Annotated in this window: 12 protein-coding genes and 3 rRNA genes; 12 read left to right on the top strand and 3 right to left on the bottom strand. The window is 67.0% G+C overall.

Annotated features, from left to right (window positions below; all coding sequences use genetic code 11):
* Nucleotides 1-7: 7 nt before the first annotated feature.
* Complete coding sequence (locus OG927_RS12965) at nucleotides 8-439, bottom strand: metallopeptidase family protein (protein ID WP_056798845.1); 432 nt, start codon at nucleotides 437-439, stop codon at nucleotides 8-10.
* Nucleotides 440-761: 322 nt separating this feature from the next.
* Here OG927_RS12965 and OG927_RS12960 point away from each other — a divergent pair, with 322 nt between their 5' ends.
* The 8 genes from OG927_RS12960 to OG927_RS12925 all read left to right on the top strand — a co-directional run bounded on the left by OG927_RS12960 (nucleotide 762) and on the right by OG927_RS12925 (nucleotide 9170).
* On the top strand, nucleotides 762-1136 hold the full coding sequence (locus OG927_RS12960) for a DUF3499 domain-containing protein (protein ID WP_056798843.1): 375 nt from the start codon (nucleotides 762-764) through the stop codon (nucleotides 1134-1136).
* A 141-nt stretch (nucleotides 1137-1277) separates the two neighbouring features.
* Nucleotides 1278-2645: a phosphomannomutase/phosphoglucomutase gene (locus OG927_RS12955; protein ID WP_056798840.1), complete on the top strand. Its 1368-nt coding sequence runs from the start codon at nucleotides 1278-1280 to the stop codon at nucleotides 2643-2645.
* A 279-nt stretch (nucleotides 2646-2924) separates the two neighbouring features.
* Nucleotides 2925-3107 carry a Trm112 family protein gene (locus OG927_RS12950; RefSeq protein ID WP_015577430.1) on the top strand — a complete coding sequence of 61 codons (183 nt, stop codon included), beginning with the start codon at nucleotides 2925-2927 and terminating at the stop codon, nucleotides 3105-3107.
* 64 nt (nucleotides 3108-3171) lie between these two features.
* On the top strand, nucleotides 3172-4308 hold the full coding sequence (locus OG927_RS12945) for an SIS domain-containing protein (protein ID WP_056798837.1): 1137 nt from the start codon (nucleotides 3172-3174) through the stop codon (nucleotides 4306-4308).
* A gap of 94 nt (nucleotides 4309-4402) precedes the next feature.
* Nucleotides 4403-5632 carry a mannose-6-phosphate isomerase, class I gene (gene manA / locus OG927_RS12940; protein WP_330320189.1) on the top strand — a complete coding sequence of 410 codons (1230 nt, stop codon included), beginning with the start codon at nucleotides 4403-4405 and terminating at the stop codon, nucleotides 5630-5632.
* Between the two features lie 87 nt (nucleotides 5633-5719).
* Complete coding sequence (locus tag OG927_RS12935) at nucleotides 5720-6712, top strand: cation diffusion facilitator family transporter (protein ID WP_056798830.1); 993 nt, start codon at nucleotides 5720-5722, stop codon at nucleotides 6710-6712.
* Nucleotides 6713-6972: 260 nt separating this feature from the next.
* Nucleotides 6973-8430, top strand: a complete 1458-nt coding sequence (gene ahcY / locus OG927_RS12930) for an adenosylhomocysteinase (protein WP_056798827.1) — start codon at nucleotides 6973-6975, stop codon at nucleotides 8428-8430.
* A 116-nt stretch (nucleotides 8431-8546) separates the two neighbouring features.
* Nucleotides 8547-9170 carry a hypothetical protein gene (locus OG927_RS12925; RefSeq protein ID WP_330320188.1) on the top strand — a complete coding sequence of 208 codons (624 nt, stop codon included), beginning with the start codon at nucleotides 8547-8549 and terminating at the stop codon, nucleotides 9168-9170.
* On the opposite strand, the gene OG927_RS12920 is transcribed toward OG927_RS12925, so the two are convergent.
* Nucleotides 9167-10201 carry an RDD family protein gene (locus tag OG927_RS12920; protein WP_330320187.1) on the bottom strand — a complete coding sequence of 345 codons (1035 nt, stop codon included), beginning with the start codon at nucleotides 10199-10201 and terminating at the stop codon, nucleotides 9167-9169. The genes OG927_RS12925 and OG927_RS12920 overlap by 4 nt on opposite strands.
* Nucleotides 10202-10320: 119 nt before the next feature.
* On the opposite strand from OG927_RS12920, the gene OG927_RS12915 reads away from it, so the two are divergent.
* The 4 genes from OG927_RS12915 (at nucleotide 10321) to rrf (ending at nucleotide 17188) form a co-directional block, all read left to right on the top strand.
* Nucleotides 10321-11328, top strand: coding sequence for a stage II sporulation protein M (locus OG927_RS12915; RefSeq protein ID WP_056798822.1), 1008 nt, complete (start codon nucleotides 10321-10323; stop codon nucleotides 11326-11328).
* 712 nt (nucleotides 11329-12040) lie between these two features.
* Nucleotides 12041-13566: ribosomal RNA gene (locus OG927_RS12910) — 16S ribosomal RNA — on the top strand.
* Between the two features lie 301 nt (nucleotides 13567-13867).
* Nucleotides 13868-16992, top strand: a 23S ribosomal RNA gene (locus OG927_RS12905).
* Nucleotides 16993-17071: 79 nt separating this feature from the next.
* A 5S ribosomal RNA gene (gene rrf, locus OG927_RS12900) occupies nucleotides 17072-17188 on the top strand.
* Together the 16S, 23S and 5S rRNA genes form the textbook arrangement of a ribosomal RNA operon.
* Nucleotides 17189-18023: 835 nt before the next feature.
* On the opposite strand, the gene OG927_RS12895 is transcribed toward rrf, so the two are convergent.
* Nucleotides 18024-19337, bottom strand: a complete 1314-nt coding sequence (locus OG927_RS12895; RefSeq protein WP_330320186.1) for a DUF58 domain-containing protein — start codon at nucleotides 19335-19337, stop codon at nucleotides 18024-18026.
* Between the last annotated feature and the right edge of the window lie 3 nt (nucleotides 19338-19340).

Here is a 19340-nt window from a genome sequence, read left to right as displayed (position 1 = left end):
GCGCCGCTCAGTCCTGCCCGTAGCGCGGGTCGACCGACTCGGGTGAGAGGCCCAGCAGTTCCGCGACCTGCTCCACCACGACCTCGTGCACCAGCAGGGCGCGCTCGTCGCGGCTCTTGGTGCGGATCTCGACGGGCCGCCGGTAGACGACGATCTGCGCGGGCCGCCCCTTCACGGCGGACACCGCGCTGCCCAGTGGCACGGTCTCCTCCGGGGACCGCGGCACGTCGAGGACCAGGAAGTCGACCTCCGCCAGCTGCGGCCAGCGCCGCTCCAGCCGTTCCACCGAGTCCTGGACCAGATCGCGGAAGCTCTCCGCCCTGCTGGCCGACAGCGGCACCTGCGGCGGAGCGACCGGCCCGCGCATGCCACGGCCATGGCGGTCGCGGCGGCGGGGCTGCGGCTCGGACGGGTGGGGCGGCGGTACGGAACTGTCCATCACCGACGCAGCGTAACGCTCCTCCGGCCGCCCTGATCACGGCTTCTCCGCAGGTCGGCCTGATGTCCGTACCTGAACATTCCAGCCAAGGTTGAGTCCGGATCAGGCCCCGCATCCGACCGCTGACCCTCCGTCGAACGACCGCTCGTGTTCTTCCCGGAGAGCGGAACAGCGGCCGGAAGCACCAGTGCGGGACGGCTGCCGTGCAGGTCAGGACAGCTGCGCACGAACCGTCCGAACCGGGGGTCACCGAGCGACACGAGGGGGCGACCTGAGGGAGGGTCGTCGCGGCCCGCTCAAGAGTGCGGTACCGTCCAACATCGTGAGCCCTGTACGTCGCTGTTCGCGAACCGCGTGCGGCCGTCCCGCCGTCGCGACACTGACGTACGTCTATGCCGACTCGACCGCGGTCCTCGGCCCGCTCGCCACCTATGCCGAGCCCCACTGCTACGACCTCTGCGCCGAGCACGGTGAACGCCTCACCGCGCCGCGCGGCTGGGAAGTCGTGCGGCTCTCCGACCCCTCGGCCCCCGTGCGCCCCAGCGGTGACGACCTCGAAGCGCTCGCCAACGCCGTGCGCGAAGCGGCCCGGCCGCACGACCGGGGACCCTCGGCCCCCGGCCGGGGGCCGCGCGCGGCGGACCCGGTGGAGGTCGCACGCCGAGGCCATCTCCGGGTGCTGCGCTCCCCGGAGTAACGCCCGCCGCCGAGCCCCTGCCGAAGAGTGCCCGGTGCGAGGGCGCGGAGCAGCGCGGTGCCCGGCGGACGCTCCCCCGGTCGGCGATCCGTGCGCGCCCGGTAGTTTGGGCGGTCCGCAGACATCCCAGGAGGACCGGCCGTGGTTGCTGACCTGTCTCAGCTCGTCAAGGCGTACGACGTGCGTGGAGTCGTGCCCGACCAGTGGGACGAGCCGATGGCCGAGCTGTTCGGCGCAGCCTTCGTCCAGGTCACCGACGCGGACGCGATCGTTGTGGGCCACGACATGCGGCCCTCGTCGCCCGGCCTGGCCCGGGCCTTCGCCCGCGGTGCCACGGCACGGGGCGCCGACGTCACGCTGATCGGGCTCTGCTCGACGGACCAGCTGTACTACGCCTCGGGGGCACTGGACCTGCCCGGTGCGATGTTCACGGCCTCGCACAACCCGGCCCGGTACAACGGCATCAAGATGTGCCGCGCCGGAGCGGCACCCGTCGGCCAGGACACCGGCCTGTCGGAGATCCGCACCCTGGTCGAGCAGTGGTCGGAGCACGGCGCCCCGGCCACGACCGCCACCACACCCGGCACGGTCACCGAACGCGAGACGCTCTCCGACTACGCCGCGCACCTGCTGGGCCTCGTCGAACTCTCGGGTATCCGTCCCCTCAAGGTCGTCGTGGACGCGGGCAACGGCATGGGCGGCCACACCGTCCCCACCGTCTTCGCCGGTCTCCCGCTCGACCTCGTCCCCCTGTACTTCGAGCTGGACGGCACCTTCCCGAACCACGAGGCGAACCCCCTCGACCCGAAGAACATCGTCGACCTGCAGGCCCGTGTCCTCGCCGAGGGTGCCGACCTCGGCCTCGCCTTCGACGGCGACGCGGACCGCTGCTTCGTCGTCGACGAGCGGGGCGCCGGGGTGTCCCCGTCCGCGATCACGGCGCTGGTCGCCGCCCGGGAGCTCGCCCGCAACGGCGGCAAGGGCACCGTCATCCACAACCTGATCACCTCGTGGTCGGTCCCCGAGGTCGTCCGCGAGAACGGCGGAACCCCCGTCCGCACCCGCGTCGGCCACTCCTTCATCAAGGCGGAGATGGCCGAGCACGGCGCGATCTTCGGCGGCGAGCACTCCGCGCACTACTACTTCCGCGACTTCTGGAACGCCGACACCGGCATGCTCGCCGCCCTGCACGTCCTGGCGGCGCTCGGCGGCCAGGAGGGCCCGCTCTCCGGACTCGTCGACCAGTACGACCGCTACGCGAGCTCCGGAGAGATCAACTCCACCGTCGCCGACCAGGCGGACAGGCTCGCGGCGATCAGGACGGCGTACGGGAGCCGCGACGACGTCACCCTCGACGGGCTCGACGGCCTCACGGCGACCGGCGACGACTGGTGGTTCAACCTCCGGGCCTCCAACACCGAGCCGCTGCTGCGCCTGAACGTCGAGGCCCGCGACGAGAAGACGATGACGGCGGTACGGGACGAGGTCCTGGCCGTGGTCCGCGCGTAGGCGCCGGTTACGGGCCGGGGCGTACACGAGGGCGGTACGGGCCGGGGGCTTCGTGCCGTGCCCGGTAGGGGCAGGGGCGTCGCGCCGGGTGCCGGTGGTGGCGTCCACCGCGGGCGCCGACTGGTGGTGTCCGCCGCGGGTACCGGCACTTACACCGCCGGACAGGGCCCGCCGGGCCGCGTCCCCGTCGGCCCGGCGGTAGGCTGACGACGCCCCAGCGGCGCGGACCCCGACCGGGCCGCACCTGATCCTTACCGCATGCTCGAAGGGACCCACCCCATGCCGCTCGAAGCCGGCCTCCTGGAGATCCTCGCCTGCCCGGCCTGCCACGCAGGGCTCGACGACCGGTCCGCGGCCGAAAGCCCCGAGCTGGTCTGCACCGGCACGGACTGCGGTCTGGCCTACCCGGTACGGGACGGCATCCCGGTGCTCCTCGTCGACGAGGCCCGCCGCCCCGCATAAGAACGGGACGCGCGCACCCCGCGTCCCGCACCCTGATCAGCACGGTGATCGGAGGCCCACCGCCATGCTCGACGAGTCGTTGCTCGACGCCCCGGAAGCCCTGGCCCGAGCCGACCGGCGCGGCCTGCTCCGCGGCGCAGCCGAGGCCGGGGCCCGCGTACGCACCGCTGCCCGGCACGCCGCCGAGGCGGGCATCGGCGGTCTGGCCCCCGAGGGCCGGCCACGCGCCGTCCTCGTCGCCGGGCCCGGTACCGCCGCATCCGGCGTCGCCGACCTGATCGGCGCCCTCGCGGGTGCCGCCGCGCCCGTCATCCCGATCCGCCCCACCGGGGTCGCGGCAGCCGCCGGAGCCCTTCGCTGGGCGCTGCCCGGATGGGCCGGATCCGTCGACCTGCTGCTCATCGTCACGGCCGACGGCTCCGAGCCGGGGCTCTCCCTGCTCGCCGAGCAGGCGTACCGCCGAGGCTGCACGGTCGTCGCCGTCGCCCCCGTCCGCTCGCCGCTGCGCGAGGCCGTCGACGGCGTCCACGGACTCTTCGTACCGATGGCCGCCGCCCCGCACGGTGAGTACGACGCCGAGACCTCGGCCGCGGGCCCCGGCACGCTCTGGTCCCTGCTCACCCCGCTGCTGGCCCTGCTGGACCGGATGGGCCTGGTCGACGCGCCCCCCGAGGTGCTGTCGAAGGTCGCCGACCGTCTCGACCGCACCGCTGAGCGCTGCGGTCCGGCCATCGCCACGTACAGCAACCCGGCCAAGACCCTCGCCGCCGAGCTCGCCGACAGCCTGCCCCTCGTCTGGACGGAGGGCGATGCCACCGGTCCGGTCGGGCGGCGTTTCGCAGCCGTGCTGGCCGAGCTCGCCGGCCGCCCCGCCCTCGTGAAGGAGCTCCCCGAGGCGCTGCCCTCCCACGGGACGCTGCTCGCCGGTGCGTTCGCCGCGGGGGCCGACCCCGACGACTTCTTCCGCGACCGGGTGGACGAGCCCGAAGCGATGCGGGCCCGCGTGGTCCTGCTCCGTGACCGGCCCGCCGGCGGTCTCACCGCGGGGCCGGCCGCCCGCGAGCTGGCCCTCAGCCACGACACGGCCATCAGCGAGCTCGAACCCGAGGAGGGCGGCGAGCTCGAAGCGCTCGCCGAGCTCCTCGCGGTCACCGACTTCGCCGCCGTCTACCTGTCCCTGGCCGCAGACAACCGGGAGTGACGGCCGCACTTCCCGCGCCGTTTCCCCTCCCGTTCCCCCAGCCTGTTTCCCTGTCCGGCAGACCGCCGCGCGCATCCCACGAGGACGAACTTCCATGGACCGGCTCTCCAACACCGTGCGCCCCTACGCCTGGGGCTCCACCACGGCCATCCCCGAGCTGCTCGGCGTCGCCCCCACCGGCGAACCGCAGGCCGAGATGTGGATGGGAGCCCACCCGGGAGCACCCTCCCGCGTCACCCGCCCCACGGCCGCCGGGGCCGGCGGGCCCGGCACCGGCGCCTCCGCGGGCCGTGACGTCGCGGACCACGACGTCGCCGAGCAGTCCCTCACCGAGGTCATCGCGGCGGACCCCGAACGCGAACTGGGCCCGGGGGCCGTACGCGTCTTCGGCCCCCGCCTCCCCTTCCTGCTCAAGCTCCTCGCGGCAGGAGCCCCGCTCTCGCTCCAGGTCCACCCCGACCTCGTACAGGCACAGCAGGGGTACGCGGACGAGGAGAGGCGTGGCGTCCCGATCGACGCGCCCCGGCGCACGTACAAGGACGCCAACCACAAACCCGAGCTGATCTGTGCGCTCACTCCGTTCGACGGCCTGTGCGGCTTCCGCAGGCCCGCCGAGGCGGCCGACGCCATGGCCGCCCTGGGTGTCGACTCCCTGAAGCCGTACGTGGACCTGCTCCGCGCCCGTCCCGAGGACGCGGCCCTGCGCGAGGTGCTCACGGCGATCCTCACGGCCGACCCTGCCGAGATGGCCGACACGGTCGACGAGGCGGCCGAGGCCGCCGAGCGGCTCGGTGGCACCCATGCCCCGTACGCGCGGATCGCGCACCACTACCCCGGTGACCCCGGTGTCATCGCGGCCATGCTGCTGAACTACGTACAACTGCAGCCCGGCGAGGCCATGTACCTCGGGTCGGGAGTGCCGCACGCCTACCTCGGCGGCCTCGGCGTCGAGATCATGGCCAACTCCGACAACGTGCTCCGCTGCGGGCTGACCCCCAAGCACGTCGACGTTCCCGAACTGCTGCGCATCGTCCGCTTCGAGGCCACCGAGCCCGGCATTCTGCGGCCCGAGGCCTCGCCCACCGGCGAAGAGGTCTACGAGACGCCGGTCGACGAATTCCGGCTGTCGCGCTACGTCCTGGCGGCCGGCGGGACACCTGTCGACCTGACGACGGACACCCCGCAGATCCTTCTCTGCACGGCCGGTGCCCCCCGCGCGGGCGAATTCACCCTCGCGCCGGGCGAATCCGTGTTCGTCCCGGCGGACGAATCGGTCGAAGTGGCAGGTACGGGAACGCTCTTCCGCTCCACCGTGGTGGTCTGACGTACTGTCCGCGCAATCGGCTGCAACAATGTCCGGCCGTACCGCGGCGCAGTGCCGCAGCACCGAGGGAAGGGACACCAGGCACCCATGAGCGCGTCGGGCGGAACCAAGGCGATCGTGGCGGCACTCGCCGCCAACCTCGCCATCGCAGTGGCCAAATTCGTGGCGTTCCTCTTCAGTGGCTCGTCATCGATGCTCGCGGAGAGCGTCCACTCGCTCGCGGACTCCGGAAACCAGGGACTCCTGCTGCTCGGCGGCAAGAAGGCCCAGCGCGAAGCGACCCCCCAGCACCCGTTCGGCTACGGGCGCGAGCGCTACATCTACGCGTTCCTCGTCTCCATCGTGCTGTTCTCCGTCGGCGGCATGTTCGCGATCTACGAGGGCTACGAGAAGATCAAGGACCCGCACCAGATCGAGGCCTGGTACTGGCCGGTCGGCGTGCTGGTCTTCGCGATCATCGCCGAGAGCTTCTCGTTCCGCACGGCGATCGTCGAGTCCAACCTGACCCGCGGCAAGCTCTCCTGGACGCAGTTCGTCCGCCGTGCCAAAGCGCCCGAGCTGCCCGTCGTCCTCCTCGAGGACCTCGGTGCGCTCGTCGGTCTGATCCTGGCTCTCGCGGGCGTCGGTCTGGCCCTGGGCACCGGGAACGGCGTGTGGGACGGCATCGGCACCCTCTGCATCGGCATCCTGCTGATCGTCATCGCGATCGTCCTCGCCGCGGAGACGAAGTCGCTGCTGCTCGGTGAGGCGGCCGGTATCGAGGACGTCGAGAAGATCCGGGCAGCGGTGGTCGACGGCGACACCGTCACCCGCGTCATCCACATGCGCACGCTCCACCTCGGCCCGGAGGAACTGCTCGTGGCGGCCAAGATCGCGGTACGTGCCGAGGAGTCCGCGGCCGAGGTCGCGGAAGCGATCAACGCCGCGGAGAACCGGATCCGTGACGCCGTGCCGATCGCCCGGGTCATCTACCTGGAGCCGGACATCTACGACGAGGCCGCCGCCGAGGCAGGCACCAACCCGGGCAAGGCTCCGGGCGGCACCACGCCTCCCGAGGCAGCGGCAGGATCCGGCCACTGACCTGCTGAGGACCGGCCCCGAACGGCCCCGTGAGCGACCCGGATGCCCGGACGGGCTGGGGCTCACTGGGCCGTTCGGTGTAGATTCGTCGGAGTACCAGACGTCGCTGCTGATGGCGGTCGATCGGCTCGCAGGTGCGGGCCGGCCGAGGGAGAGAGGGCCTCCGACGGACTGCACTGCGATGGCCCGGGCATTCCTGTGCCTGCTCCGCCGCAGAGCCAGCCATCCCACCCTCGACCCATCACGAGGAGCAGCCCGTTATGACGACGGCCGCCAATCGCCAGGACTTCAAGGTCGCCGACCTCTCCCTCGCCCCCTTCGGGCGCAAGGAGATCACCCTCGCCGAGCACGAGATGCCCGGCCTGATGTCGATCCGCAAGGAGTACGCCGCCACGCAGCCGCTGGCCGGCGCCCGCGTCACCGGCTCGCTGCACATGACGGTGCAGACCGCGGTGCTCATCGAGACCCTCGTCGCTCTGGGCGCCGAGGTCCGCTGGGCCTCCTGCAACATCTTCTCCACCCAGGACCACGCGGCCGCCGCCATCGCCGTCGGCCCGAACGGCACCCCGGATGCCCCCGCCGGCGTCCCGGTCTTCGCCTGGAAGGGCGAGACCCTGGAGGAGTACTGGTGGTGCACGGAGCAGGCACTGACCTGGCCGAACACCCCCACCGGCGGCCCGAACATGATCCTCGACGACGGTGGTGACGCCACCCTCCTCGTCCACAAGGGCGTCGAGTTCGAGAAGGCGGGCGCGGCCCCGGACCCGTCGACCGCGGACAGCGAGGAGTACGCGTACATCCTCACCCTGCTGAACCGCACCCTCGGCGAGGCCCCGCAGAAGTGGACGCAGCTGGCGTCCGAGATCCGCGGCGTCACCGAGGAGACCACGACCGGTGTGCACCGGCTGTACGAGATGCACCGCGACGGCACCCTCCTGTTCCCGGCGATCAACGTCAACGACGCCGTCACCAAGTCGAAGTTCGACAACAAGTACGGCTGCCGCCACTCGCTGATCGACGGCATCAACCGCGCCACCGACGTCCTGATCGGCGGCAAGACCGCCGTCGTCTGCGGCTACGGCGACGTCGGCAAGGGCTGTGCGGAGTCCCTCCGAGGCCAGGGTGCCCGGGTGATCATCACCGAGATCGACCCGATCTGCGCCCTGCAGGCCGCGATGGACGGCTACCAGGTCGCCACGCTCGACGACGTCGTGGAGACCGCCGACATCTTCGTCACCACGACGGGCAACAAGGACATCATCATGGCCGGTGACATGGCCCGGATGAAGCACCAGGCCATCGTCGGGAACATCGGTCACTTCGACAACGAGATCGACATGGCCGGCCTGGCCAGGATCGACGGCATCGTCAAGGACGAGGTCAAGCCGCAGGTCCACACCTGGACGTTCGCCGACGGCAAGGTCCTGATCGTGCTGTCCGAGGGCCGCCTGCTGAACCTGGGCAACGCCACCGGTCACCCCTCGTTCGTCATGTCCAACTCGTTCGCGGACCAGACCCTGGCCCAGATCGAGCTGTTCACGAAGCCCGAGGCGTACCCGACCGATGTCTACGTGCTGCCCAAGCACCTGGACGAGAAGGTCGCCCGCCTGCACCTCGACGCGCTGGGTGTCAGGCTCACGACCCTGCGTCCCGAGCAGGCCGACTACATCGGTGTCCCCGTCGAGGGCCCGTACAAGTCCGACCTCTACCGCTACTGAGCAGTCCGCCGGCCGGCGGACTACTCAGCAGCAGTACGAGCGCAGGCCCCCGCACCCCCGTGGCGGGGGCCTGTCCCGTACCGCACCCGCACAGCCCGAGGAACCCGAAGGACCCCATGCCCCGCGGCCGTTATTCGCTCCACGATCTCCACGACCACACCCCCCTCGGCGAAGAACACTTCCACTGCGCCCCGGGGCCCTCCGGCTGGCGCTACGTCTCGCAGACCACGGCCCCCTCCGGCACACACCTGGGCTCCGTCGACCTGGCCCTGGACGAACTCGGCCGCCCCATCCGCCTCGAACTGCACGCATCGAGCTGGCAGATCCGTGGCGCCGCCCTCGACGGAGTCACCTGGGTGCGGACCGATCCGACGGGTGCTCACGCCACCGAAGGCAATGTCCGCGCCCATTCCTTCTCCGGCACGTCCCCCGCTTTCCTCGTCTCCACCGCCCGGCTCCTGCGCCTCACCCCCGATTCCCCCACGACCCGGGTCCGTCTGGTCACCTTCACGGACCCGGTCCTCGCGCCCCGAACCGTCGACCAGTCCTGGGCCCTGGTGAACAGTGAAGCGCACGCCACTGACAACGGCCCTCTGATCGTGGACGAATACCAGGTCAACGCCCTGGACACCGGCGAACAGCACGCGGTGCACCTGGCCGGGGACGTGGTCCTGGCCGCTCCCGGCATCGAGCTGGAGCACCTGGAGTCACCGCCTTCACCCCCGGCCCCGCCTCACTAGGCAGGGGGAGCGAACCCGGTGGTGCGCGGCCCTTCGGGGCCTCCCGCTCCTCCTGTTCCTTCCGCCGGCGCCGTACCGGCACGGGGAGGGGCGGTCACCGGCGGGGCCGGAGCGGTGTGCGGCACGTCGTCCCCGGCCGGCCGGACGTCCCACGGCGAGGCTGCGCGCGGGCCAGCGGTCGGCCCACCGGGCAGCGGCAGACCTCCGGGCCGGGCCGGCCCCGACGGGGTTCCGACCGGGGAGGCCACGGGCACCGGCGTCTGAGGCGGGTGGTTCAGGCGGGCGGCCGAGGCCACCCGCCTGACGTCCCTCGCCTGCCGCTCGTTCACCACCGCCGCCAGGTACGCGGCAGCCGGCACACCCTGAGGCACGGGAACGCCGGTACGGGCGGCGAGGTCTCCGGACAGCCGCTCGGCGATCGACCGGCCCACTGCGGCGTCGAGCTGGTGCATGCGGGTCAGGTATTGGCGGATCGCCAGCCAGAGATCGTCCGGCACCGCCGAAAGGTCGAGTGGTGCGAAGCGCCCCACCAGCCAGGGAGGCGGCGGCGGCACGGCGACGGCCCGCCCGGTCGGTACCCGCTCACGCACGACGAGGGTTCCCGCGAACACGTCGCCGATGCGTCGGCCCCGGGCCGACACCAGGGAAGCGGTACAGGCCACGACGCCGAACGTCCCCAGGATCTCGACCACGCCCATGGACCCCCGCACCAGCGCGTGCCGGAACCGGATGGGCCCGCCGTCGTCCCGCACCACGCGAAGTCCGCAGGCCAGCTTTCCCAGGGAACGGCCCTGGCTCAGTGTCTCGACGGCGATCGGCCCGCCGACCAGCACAAGAAGGAAGGTCGCGACAGCGATCGCGGCACTCGCCGCCTCGTCGAGGCTCACGGTCGCCACAGCCAGACCAATGGATATGAGAACAAAAACCGTCAGGACGACCGCAAGATCGATGGCGATCGCCAACGCCCGGCTCGGCAGCCTCGCCGGCTGCAACCCCAGTACGACCGCATCCCCGGTCACGAGCTCATTCATCGCCGCCCACCCTTCGCCGCCCTTCCCTGCCCCTCGGGCCCACAGTCTGCCAAGCTGGCCCGCAGCGCGCCGCCGCAGTACGGACCCGTACGCACCCATGCCTGGAGCAGCAGCCGACCATGGATCTCGACGTCTTCGTGACCACCCACCGCACCGAGTGGGACCGCCTGGACCACCTTCTGCACCGAGGACGGAACCTGACCGGCGCGGAGGCGGACGAACTCGTCGCCCTCTACCAGCGCACGGCCACGCACCTGTCCCTGATCCGGTCCAGCGCGCCGGACCCCCTGCTGACCGCGCGCCTCACCCAGCTCGTGGCCCGTGCCCGTTCCACCGTCACCGGGACGCGCCGCGCCTCGTGGCGTGACGCCGTGCGCTTCCTGACCGCCGGGTTCCCCGCGGCCGTCTACCGCTCGCGGCACTGGTGGATTCCCACGGCGGTGCTCTCCACGCTCCTGGCGGCCGTCATCGGCTGGTGGATCGGCGCGCACCCGGACGTACAGGCCGCGATCGCCGCCCCGGAGGACCTCCGCAGCCTCACGCGTCCCGGCGGGGAGTACGAGACCTACTACTCCAGCCACCCGGCCGCCTCGTTCGCCGCCCAGGTCTGGACGAACAACGCGCAAGCCGCAGCGATGTGCCTGGTGCTGGGCGCCTTCCTCTGCATACCCGTGATCTGGATCCTCTTCGTCAACGTGCTCAACCTGGGCGTCGGCATCGGCCTGATGTCATCGGCCGGCCGGCTGGACACGTTCCTGGGGCTCGTACTGCCGCACGGCCTGCTGGAGCTGACCGCGGTCTTCGTCGCGGCCGGCACCGGACTGCGCCTCGGCTGGACGGTCATCGACCCGGGGCCCCGCACCAGGCGCTCCGCCCTGGCCGAGCAGGGCCGCGCCGCCCTCGGCATGGCCATCGGTCTGGCCCTGGTCCTGTTCGTCTCCGGAGTCATCGAGGGCTTTGTGACCCCGTCGGGTCTCCCCACCTGGGCTCGGATCGCCATCGGAATCGGCGCTGAGCTGGTCTTTCTCGCTTACGTCTACGTCCTCGGCGGGCGGGCGGCCAGGACCGGGGACACGGGCGATCTCGAGGCTGCCGAACGCAGCGCGGAACTGCCCTCCGCGGCGTGAGCGCAGATGTGCATCCAGGGGCGCTGACCTGCTAGTGTCTCCCTCGCCCACAAAAACTGTTGACACAGTGCGCGTGGGGAGGTAGATTTTAACGGTTGCAGCGAACTGGACACGGTTCGGATGCACAGGTTAGAGTTCATTTCGCTCTTGCTGGGGACGAGATCCTCGCGGAGCCGATCGATTCCTCTCTTTGAGCGAGCAGATACGCCGATTAGCTTCGGTCGAAATGCTTCTGATAAAGTCGAGTCAGCCGAAAGGCAAAGGCCGCTCCAACTGGCCACCGGAATCAAATTCGGACCGGAAACGGAACGGAAAAGAGTCTGGTAAAGTCGGACTCGCCGGAAAGGGAAACGCGAAAGCGAAGAACTGGAAAGCGTAAATCCTCTGCTCGCAGGGGGCCCGCTTCGACCGGGAATCGGACACGAAAGAGTCTGATAGAGTCGGAAACGCAAGAACGAAGGGAAGCGCCCGGAGGGCCCCGGTGAAACGGGACCGAAGGAAGCGTCCGTTCCTTGAGAACTCAACAGCGTGCCAAAAGTCAACGCCAAATTTGTTGATACTCCGGCCCACTTCGGTGGGTTGGTGGTTCCTTTGAAGTCCTACTGGCCCATGTGGCGGGTAGGCAACATCAGCGAGGACGCTGTGGATGACCAGCCCTATTCCGGTTGGTTGTCCCGCTCTTCTATGGTGCTCTCCCGATTACGGGAAAACATTCATGGAGAGTTTGATCCTGGCTCAGGACGAACGCTGGCGGCGTGCTTAACACATGCAAGTCGAACGATGAAGCCCTTCGGGGTGGATTAGTGGCGAACGGGTGAGTAACACGTGGGCAATCTGCCCTTCACTCTGGGACAAGCCCTGGAAACGGGGTCTAATACCGGATAACACTCTGTCCCTCATGGGGCGGGGTTAAAAGCTCCGGCGGTGAAGGATGAGCCCGCGGCCTATCAGCTTGTTGGTGGGGTAATGGCCTACCAAGGCGACGACGGGTAGCCGGCCTGAGAGGGCGACCGGCCACACTGGGACTGAGACACGGCCCAGACTCCTACGGGAGGCAGCAGTGGGGAATATTGCACAATGGGCGAAAGCCTGATGCAGCGACGCCGCGTGAGGGATGACGGCCTTCGGGTTGTAAACCTCTTTCAGCAGGGAAGAAGCGCAAGTGACGGTACCTGCAGAAGAAGCACCGGCTAACTACGTGCCAGCAGCCGCGGTAATACGTAGGGTGCGAGCGTTGTCCGGAATTATTGGGCGTAAAGAGCTCGTAGGCGGCTTGTCACGTCGGATGTGAAAGCTCGGGGCTTAACCCCGAGTCTGCATTCGATACGGGCTAGCTAGAGTGTGGTAGGGGAGATCGGAATTCCTGGTGTAGCGGTGAAATGCGCAGATATCAGGAGGAACACCGGTGGCGAAGGCGGATCTCTGGGCCATTACTGACGCTGAGGAGCGAAAGCGTGGGGAGCGAACAGGATTAGATACCCTGGTAGTCCACGCCGTAAACGTTGGGAACTAGGTGTTGGCGACATTCCACGTCGTCGGTGCCGCAGCTAACGCATTAAGTTCCCCGCCTGGGGAGTACGGCCGCAAGGCTAAAACTCAAAGGAATTGACGGGGGCCCGCACAAGCAGCGGAGCATGTGGCTTAATTCGACGCAACGCGAAGAACCTTACCAAGGCTTGACATATACCGGAAAGCATCAGAGATGGTGCCCCCCTTGTGGTCGGTATACAGGTGGTGCATGGCTGTCGTCAGCTCGTGTCGTGAGATGTTGGGTTAAGTCCCGCAACGAGCGCAACCCTTGTTCTGTGTTGCCAGCATGCCCTTCGGGGTGATGGGGACTCACAGGAGACTGCCGGGGTCAACTCGGAGGAAGGTGGGGACGACGTCAAGTCATCATGCCCCTTATGTCTTGGGCTGCACACGTGCTACAATGGCCGGTACAATGAGCTGCGATGCCGCGAGGCGGAGCGAATCTCAAAAAGCCGGTCTCAGTTCGGATTGGGGTCTGCAACTCGACCCCATGAAGTCGGAGTTGCTAGTAATCGCAGATCAGCATTGCTGCGGTGAATACGTTCCCGGGCCTTGTACACACCGCCCGTCACGTCACGAAAGTCGGTAACACCCGAAGCCGGTGGCCCAACCCCTTGTGGGAGGGAGCTGTCGAAGGTGGGACTGGCGATTGGGACGAAGTCGTAACAAGGTAGCCGTACCGGAAGGTGCGGCTGGATCACCTCCTTTCTAAGGAGCATCTAGGTTTCCTTCGGGGAATCCAGAGACCATTACGTCGGCAAATGTTCGACGGTGGTTGCTCATGGGTGGAACGTTGACTATTCGGCACAACAGGTTGTTTTCATGAGTACTGCTTCGGCGTGGAAAGTGAAGAGGATCGGTTGGGTCGGGCACGCTGTTGGGTATCTGAAGGTACGGGCTCGTTGAGTCACGATCTTCGGTTGCCGGCCCCAGTGAACTCGTTCTCAGGAACGGGGTGATGGGTGGCTGGTCGTTGTTTGAGAACTGCACAGTGGACGCGAGCATCTGTGGCCAAGTTTTTAAGGGCGCACGGTGGATGCCTTGGCACCAGGAACCGATGAAGGACGTGGGAGGCCACGATAGTCCCCGGGGAGCTGTCAACCAAGCTTTGATCCGGGGGTTTCCGAATGGGGAAACCCGGCAGTCGTCATGGGCTGTCACCCGCTGCTGAACACATAGGCAGTGTGGAGGGAACGCGGGGAAGTGAAACATCTCAGTACCCGCAGGAAGAGAAAACAACCGTGATTCCGGGAGTAGTGGCGAGCGAAACCGGATGAGGCCAAACCGTATGTGTGTGATACCCGGCAGGGGTTGCGCATACGGGGTTGTGGGATCTCTTTTTCATAGTCTGCCGACTGTGAGACGAGTCAGAAACCGTTGGTGTAGGCGAAGGACATGCGAAAGGTCCGGCGTAGAGGGTAAGACCCCCGTAGCTGAAACATCAACGGCTCGTTTAAGAGACACCCAAGTAGCACGGGGCCCGAGAAATCCCGTGTGAATCTGGCGGGACCACCCGCTAAGCCTAAATATTCCCTGGTGACCGATAGCGGATAGTACCGTGAGGGAATGGTGAAAAGTACCGCGGGAGCGGAGTGAAATAGTACCTGAAACCGTGTGCCTACAAGCCGTGGGAGCGTCGCTGTTGTTCTTCGGAACAGCAGTCGTGACTGCGTGCCTTTTGAAGAATGAGCCTGCGAGTTAGCGGTGTGTAGCGAGGTTAACCCGTGTGGGGAAGCCGTAGCGAAAGCGAGTCCGAATAGGGCGATTGAGTTGCACGCTCTAGACCCGAAGCGGAGTGATCTAGCCATGGGCAGGTTGAAGCGGAGGTAAGACTTCGTGGAGGACCGAACCCACCAGGGTTGAAAACCTGGGGGATGACCTGTGGTTAGGGGTGAAAGGCCAATCAAACTCCGTGATAGCTGGTTCTCCCCGAAATGCATTTAGGTGCAGCGTCGTGTGTTTCTTGCCGGAGGTAGAGCACTGGATAGGCGATGGGCCCTACCGGGTTACTGACCTTAGCCAAACTCCGAATGCCGGTAAGTGAGAGCACGGCAGTGAGACTGTGGGGGATAAGCTCCATGGTCGAGAGGGAAACAGCCCAGAGCATCGACTAAGGCCCCTAAGCGTACGCTAAGTGGGAAAGGATGTGGAGTCGCAGAGACAACCAGGAGGTTGGCTTAGAAGCAGCCACCCTTGAAAGAGTGCGTAATAGCTCACTGGTCAAGTGATTCCGCGCCGACAATGTAGCGGGGCTCAAGCGTACCGCCGAAGTCGTGTCATTCATACACATAGGGCCAACGCCCGTATGGATGGGTAGGGGAGCGTCGTGTGCCGGGTGAAGCAGCCGCGGAAGCGAGTTGTGGACGGTTCACGAGTGAGAATGCAGGCATGAGTAGCGATACACACGTGAGAAACGTGTGCGCCGATTGACTAAGGGTTCCTGGGTCAAGCTGATCTGCCCAGGGTAAGTCGGGACCTAAGGCGAGGCCGACAGGCGTAGTCGATGGACAACCGGTTGATATTCCGGTACCCGCTTTGAAACGCCCAATACTGAATCAGGCGATGCTAAGTCCGTGAAGCCGGCCCGATCTCTTCGGAGTTGAGGGTAGTGGTGGAGCCGATGAACCAGACTTGTACTAGGTAAGCGATGGGGTGACGCAGGAAGGTAGTCCAGCCCGGGCGGTGGTAGTCCCGGGGTAAGGGTGTAGGCCGTGTGGTAGGTAAATCCGTCACACATTAAGGCTGAGACCTGATGCCGAGCCGATTGTGGTGAAGTGGATGATCCTATGCTGTCGAGAAAAGCCTCTAGCGAGTTTCATGGCGGCCCGTACCCTAAACCGACTCAGGTAGTCAGGTAGAGAATACCGAGGCGTTCGGGTGAACTATGGTTAAGGAACTCGGCAAAATGCCCCCGTAACTTCGGGAGAAGGGGGGCCATCACTGGTGATCCGATTTACTCGGTGAGCTGGGGGTGGCCGCAGAGACCAGCGAGAAGCGACTGTTTACTAAAAACACAGGTCCGTGCGAAGCCGTAAGGCGATGTATACGGACTGACGCCTGCCCGGTGCTGGAACGTTAAGGGGACCGGTTAGTGCACTTTCGGGTGTGCGAAGCTGAGAACTTAAGCGCCAGTAAACGGCGGTGGTAACTATAACCATCCTAAGGTAGCGAAATTCCTTGTCGGGTAAGTTCCGACCTGCACGAATGGCGTAACGACTTCTCGACTGTCTCAACCATAGGCCCGGTGAAATTGCACTACGAGTAAAGATGCTCGTTTCGCGCAGCAGGACGGAAAGACCCCGGGACCTTTACTATAGTTTGATATTGGTGTTCGGTTCGGCTTGTGTAGGATAGGTGGGAGACTTTGAAGCGGCCACGCCAGTGGTTGTGGAGTCGTCGTTGAAATACCACTCTGGTCGTGCTGGATGTCTAACCTGGGTCCGTGATCCGGATCAGGGACAGTGTCTGATGGGTAGTTTAACTGGGGCGGTTGCCTCCTAAAGAGTAACGGAGGCGCCCAAAGGTTCCCTCAGCCTGGTTGGCAATCAGGTGTTGAGTGTAAGTGCACAAGGGAGCTTGACTGTGAGACCGACGGGTCGAGCAGGGACGAAAGTCGGGACTAGTGATCCGGCAGTGGCTTGTGGAAGCGCTGTCGCTCAACGGATAAAAGGTACCCCGGGGATAACAGGCTGATCTTCCCCAAGAGTCCATATCGACGGGATGGTTTGGCACCTCGATGTCGGCTCGTCGCATCCTGGGGCTGGAGTCGGTCCCAAGGGTTGGGCTGTTCGCCCATTAAAGCGGTACGCGAGCTGGGTTTAGAACGTCGTGAGACAGTTCGGTCCCTATCCGCTGTGCGCGTAGGAATATTGAGAAGGGCTGTCCCTAGTACGAGAGGACCGGGACGGACGAACCTCTGGTGTGCCAGTTGTCCTGCCAAGGGCATGGCTGGTTGGCTACGTTCGGAAAGGATAACCGCTGAAAGCATCTAAGCGGGAAGCCTGCTTCGAGATGAGTATTCCCACCACCTTGAGTGGTTAAGGCTCCCAGTAGACGACTGGGTTGATAGGCCAGATGTGGAAGCCCGGTAACGGGTGGAGCTGACTGGTACTAATAGGCCGAGGGCTTGTCCTCAGTTGCTCGCGTCCACTGTGTTAGTTCTGAAATAACGAACGGCCGTGTTTTCATCCGGTGTTGGTTAATTTCATAGTGTTTCGGTGGTCATTGCGTTAGGGAAACGCCCGGTTACATTCCGAACCCGGAAGCTAAGCCTTTCAGCGCCGATGGTACTGCAGGGGGGACCCTGTGGGAGAGTAGGACGCCGCCGAACAATTATTCCGGGAAAGCCCCGTGCCCTTGTGGCACGGGGCTTTTCTGCGTTCCGGAGCCGTTTTCGATGGATGCCCGGCTCGGATCAGCCGGCTCCGAGAGGCGTGATCACGCTGATCATCGAGGCGCAGGGGCCATCTGCTGAAGCTCGTTCTTCGGAGCAGATGGGGACGGCTTCCGATACGACGCGAGGGATGCCGCGGCCCGCTTTTTGCCGCAGGCTCATGAACTGTCACGGCACGGCATGCACCTGGCTCGGCACCTCGCATCGTCGTTTCCAGCTCTCGGCCAGGGCGACCGGGGAAGGTGCTGCCGCACGACCGGTGGGACTGCCGGTGCGGCACCGAAACGCCCGGCTGCCCTGCGTGACAGATACGACGCCACGGCTTGCTCTTTCGTGAGCGGCCGCGTCGACGCGGACATCCGGGTCACCGCGGCCGTGAAACCCGGTCCGGGTGAGACGCGCGCGCCCGCTGCAGTCCGAGGTCCCCCGACCCGGACCGTGAGGGAAGGCGCTGCGGGCACGAGGTGCCATCGAAGACTCGACCTGACCCACGATCCCTGCCTCCGCTCGCGGAGAGGGCCAGGCACTCGTGGGCCCCTCACCCCAGGGAGAGGCGAGCGCGAAGGGCTCCTTGACCTCTCGTCCGCAGAACTGAAGGGTGGACCTCATCGGGGTCCAGCCCACCCCGCCCGACTTCGTCGGCCCTCGTGCTGATGCATCGAGGGCGTCTGTCAACGTGATCGAGGCACTGAGACATTGAGGCGTCGAGGAGGGATCTACCGATGGGGGACGAGCGGGTGCTGCGGGTGGACGGACGGTCCTGGGCACGGGCCTAGAGCCGGCCAGCCGCTTTCAACGCGAGGTAGGCGTCGGCTACGGCAGGTGCGAGGTCGGCCGGAGCCGCGTCGACGACCACGACGCCATGACGGCGTAGCTGGTCCGCCGTACCGCGGCGCTTAGCCTGCGTCTGTGTGCCGGCCGCGGCGTCATACACCGCGTCCACACTGCCCCGCGCGTGCGTCATCGTCTCGACGTGAGGATCCGCTACCGCGGCCACCAGCACCGTGTGGCGCTTCGTGAGCTGGGGGAGCACCGGGAGCAGCCCTTCCTCGATGGGAGCGGCGTCCAGGCCTGTGAACAGCACGATCAGGGAGCGGTGGGGAGCGCTCGCCAGAGCCGCCTTGCTGAGACCGCGTGCGTCGGTCTCCACGAGCTCCGGTTCCAGCGGTGCCAGGGCACCGACGACCGTCGACAGGACATCGCCTCCGGCGGCCCTGCCCCGCACCTGGGTCCGGATCTTTCGGTCGTAGGCGAGGAGGTTCACACGATCGCCCGCACGCGTGGCGAGAGCGGTGAGCAGCAGGGCCGCGTCCATGGCCGCGTCGAGGCGGGGCACATCGCCCACCCGGCCGGCCGAAGTGCGTCCCGTGTCGAGGACGAGGAGGATGTGGCGGTCACGCTCGGGACGCCAGGTGCGTACGGCAACGGTTGACTGGCGCGCGGTGGCCCGCCAGTCGATGGAACGGGTGTCGTCCCCCGGTACGTAGGCACGCAGGCTGTCGAACTCGGTGCCTTCGCCGCGTGTCAGCACACTGGTGCGGCCGTCGAGTTCGCGGAGTCTGGCCAGCCGCGAGGGCAGATGCTTGCGGCTGGTGAACGGGGGCAGCACCCGGACCACCCAGGGCACATGGTGGTTGCCCTGACGGGCCGCGAGCCCCAGCGGCCCGAAGGAGCGGACGGTGACACGCTCCGCCCGGCGGTCCCCCCGCCGGGCGGGACGGACGAGGGTGGTGAGGCGGCGGCGTTCGCCGGCGGGCACGGTGCACGCGTGCCGGGCCGCTGCCCGTTCGGCATCCGTGGTCCAGCTGCTGGGGGGCCAGGCATCACGCACGTGTGCGCGGAGGGGACGACCCGAAGGGTTGGTCACGGTGAGTTGCACCGCTGCCGTTTCTCCGAGTCGAACGGATGTGTCACCGGATCGGGTGAACTGCAGCGTACGCACTGGCGCTGCCAGGGCGTAGTCGCACAGAATTGCCAGTGTGAGGGGGACATTCACCGCGAGCATCCCGATCCAACCAGGTACCAGGATGCCTACGGGGAGTGACCCCAGAGCGGCCAGCAGCGCAGTTCGTCCGGTGAGGGCCATGGT

The sequence above is a fragment of the Streptomyces clavifer genome (genome assembly GCF_036345975.1).
Taxonomy (GTDB): Bacteria; Actinomycetota; Actinomycetes; order Streptomycetales; family Streptomycetaceae; genus Streptomyces; species Streptomyces clavifer.
This window is presented reverse-complemented; position numbering and strand designations above follow the sequence as displayed.

Excerpts from the sequence above, each read along its gene's own strand:
- OG927_RS12945 (WP_056798837.1), top strand. The coding sequence starts at position 3,172 with ATGCTCGACGAGTCGTTGCTCGACGCCCCGGAAGCCCTGGCCCGAGCC.
- OG927_RS12950 (WP_015577430.1), top strand. The coding sequence starts at position 2,925 with ATGCCGCTCGAAGCCGGCCTCCTGGAGATCCTCGCCTGCCCGGCCTGC.
- OG927_RS12965 (WP_056798845.1), bottom strand. The coding sequence starts at position 439 with ATGGACAGTTCCGTACCGCCGCCCCACCCGTCCGAGCCGCAGCCCCGC.
- OG927_RS12925 (WP_330320188.1), top strand. The coding sequence starts at position 8,547 with ATGCCCCGCGGCCGTTATTCGCTCCACGATCTCCACGACCACACCCCC.
- manA (WP_330320189.1), top strand. The coding sequence starts at position 4,403 with ATGGACCGGCTCTCCAACACCGTGCGCCCCTACGCCTGGGGCTCCACC.
- OG927_RS12895 (WP_330320186.1), bottom strand. The coding sequence starts at position 19,337 with ATGGCCCTCACCGGACGAACTGCGCTGCTGGCCGCTCTGGGGTCACTC.
- OG927_RS12915 (WP_056798822.1), top strand. The coding sequence starts at position 10,321 with ATGGATCTCGACGTCTTCGTGACCACCCACCGCACCGAGTGGGACCGC.
- OG927_RS12920 (WP_330320187.1), bottom strand. The coding sequence starts at position 10,201 with ATGAATGAGCTCGTGACCGGGGATGCGGTCGTACTGGGGTTGCAGCCG.
- ahcY (WP_056798827.1), top strand. The coding sequence starts at position 6,973 with ATGACGACGGCCGCCAATCGCCAGGACTTCAAGGTCGCCGACCTCTCC.
- OG927_RS12935 (WP_056798830.1), top strand. The coding sequence starts at position 5,720 with ATGAGCGCGTCGGGCGGAACCAAGGCGATCGTGGCGGCACTCGCCGCC.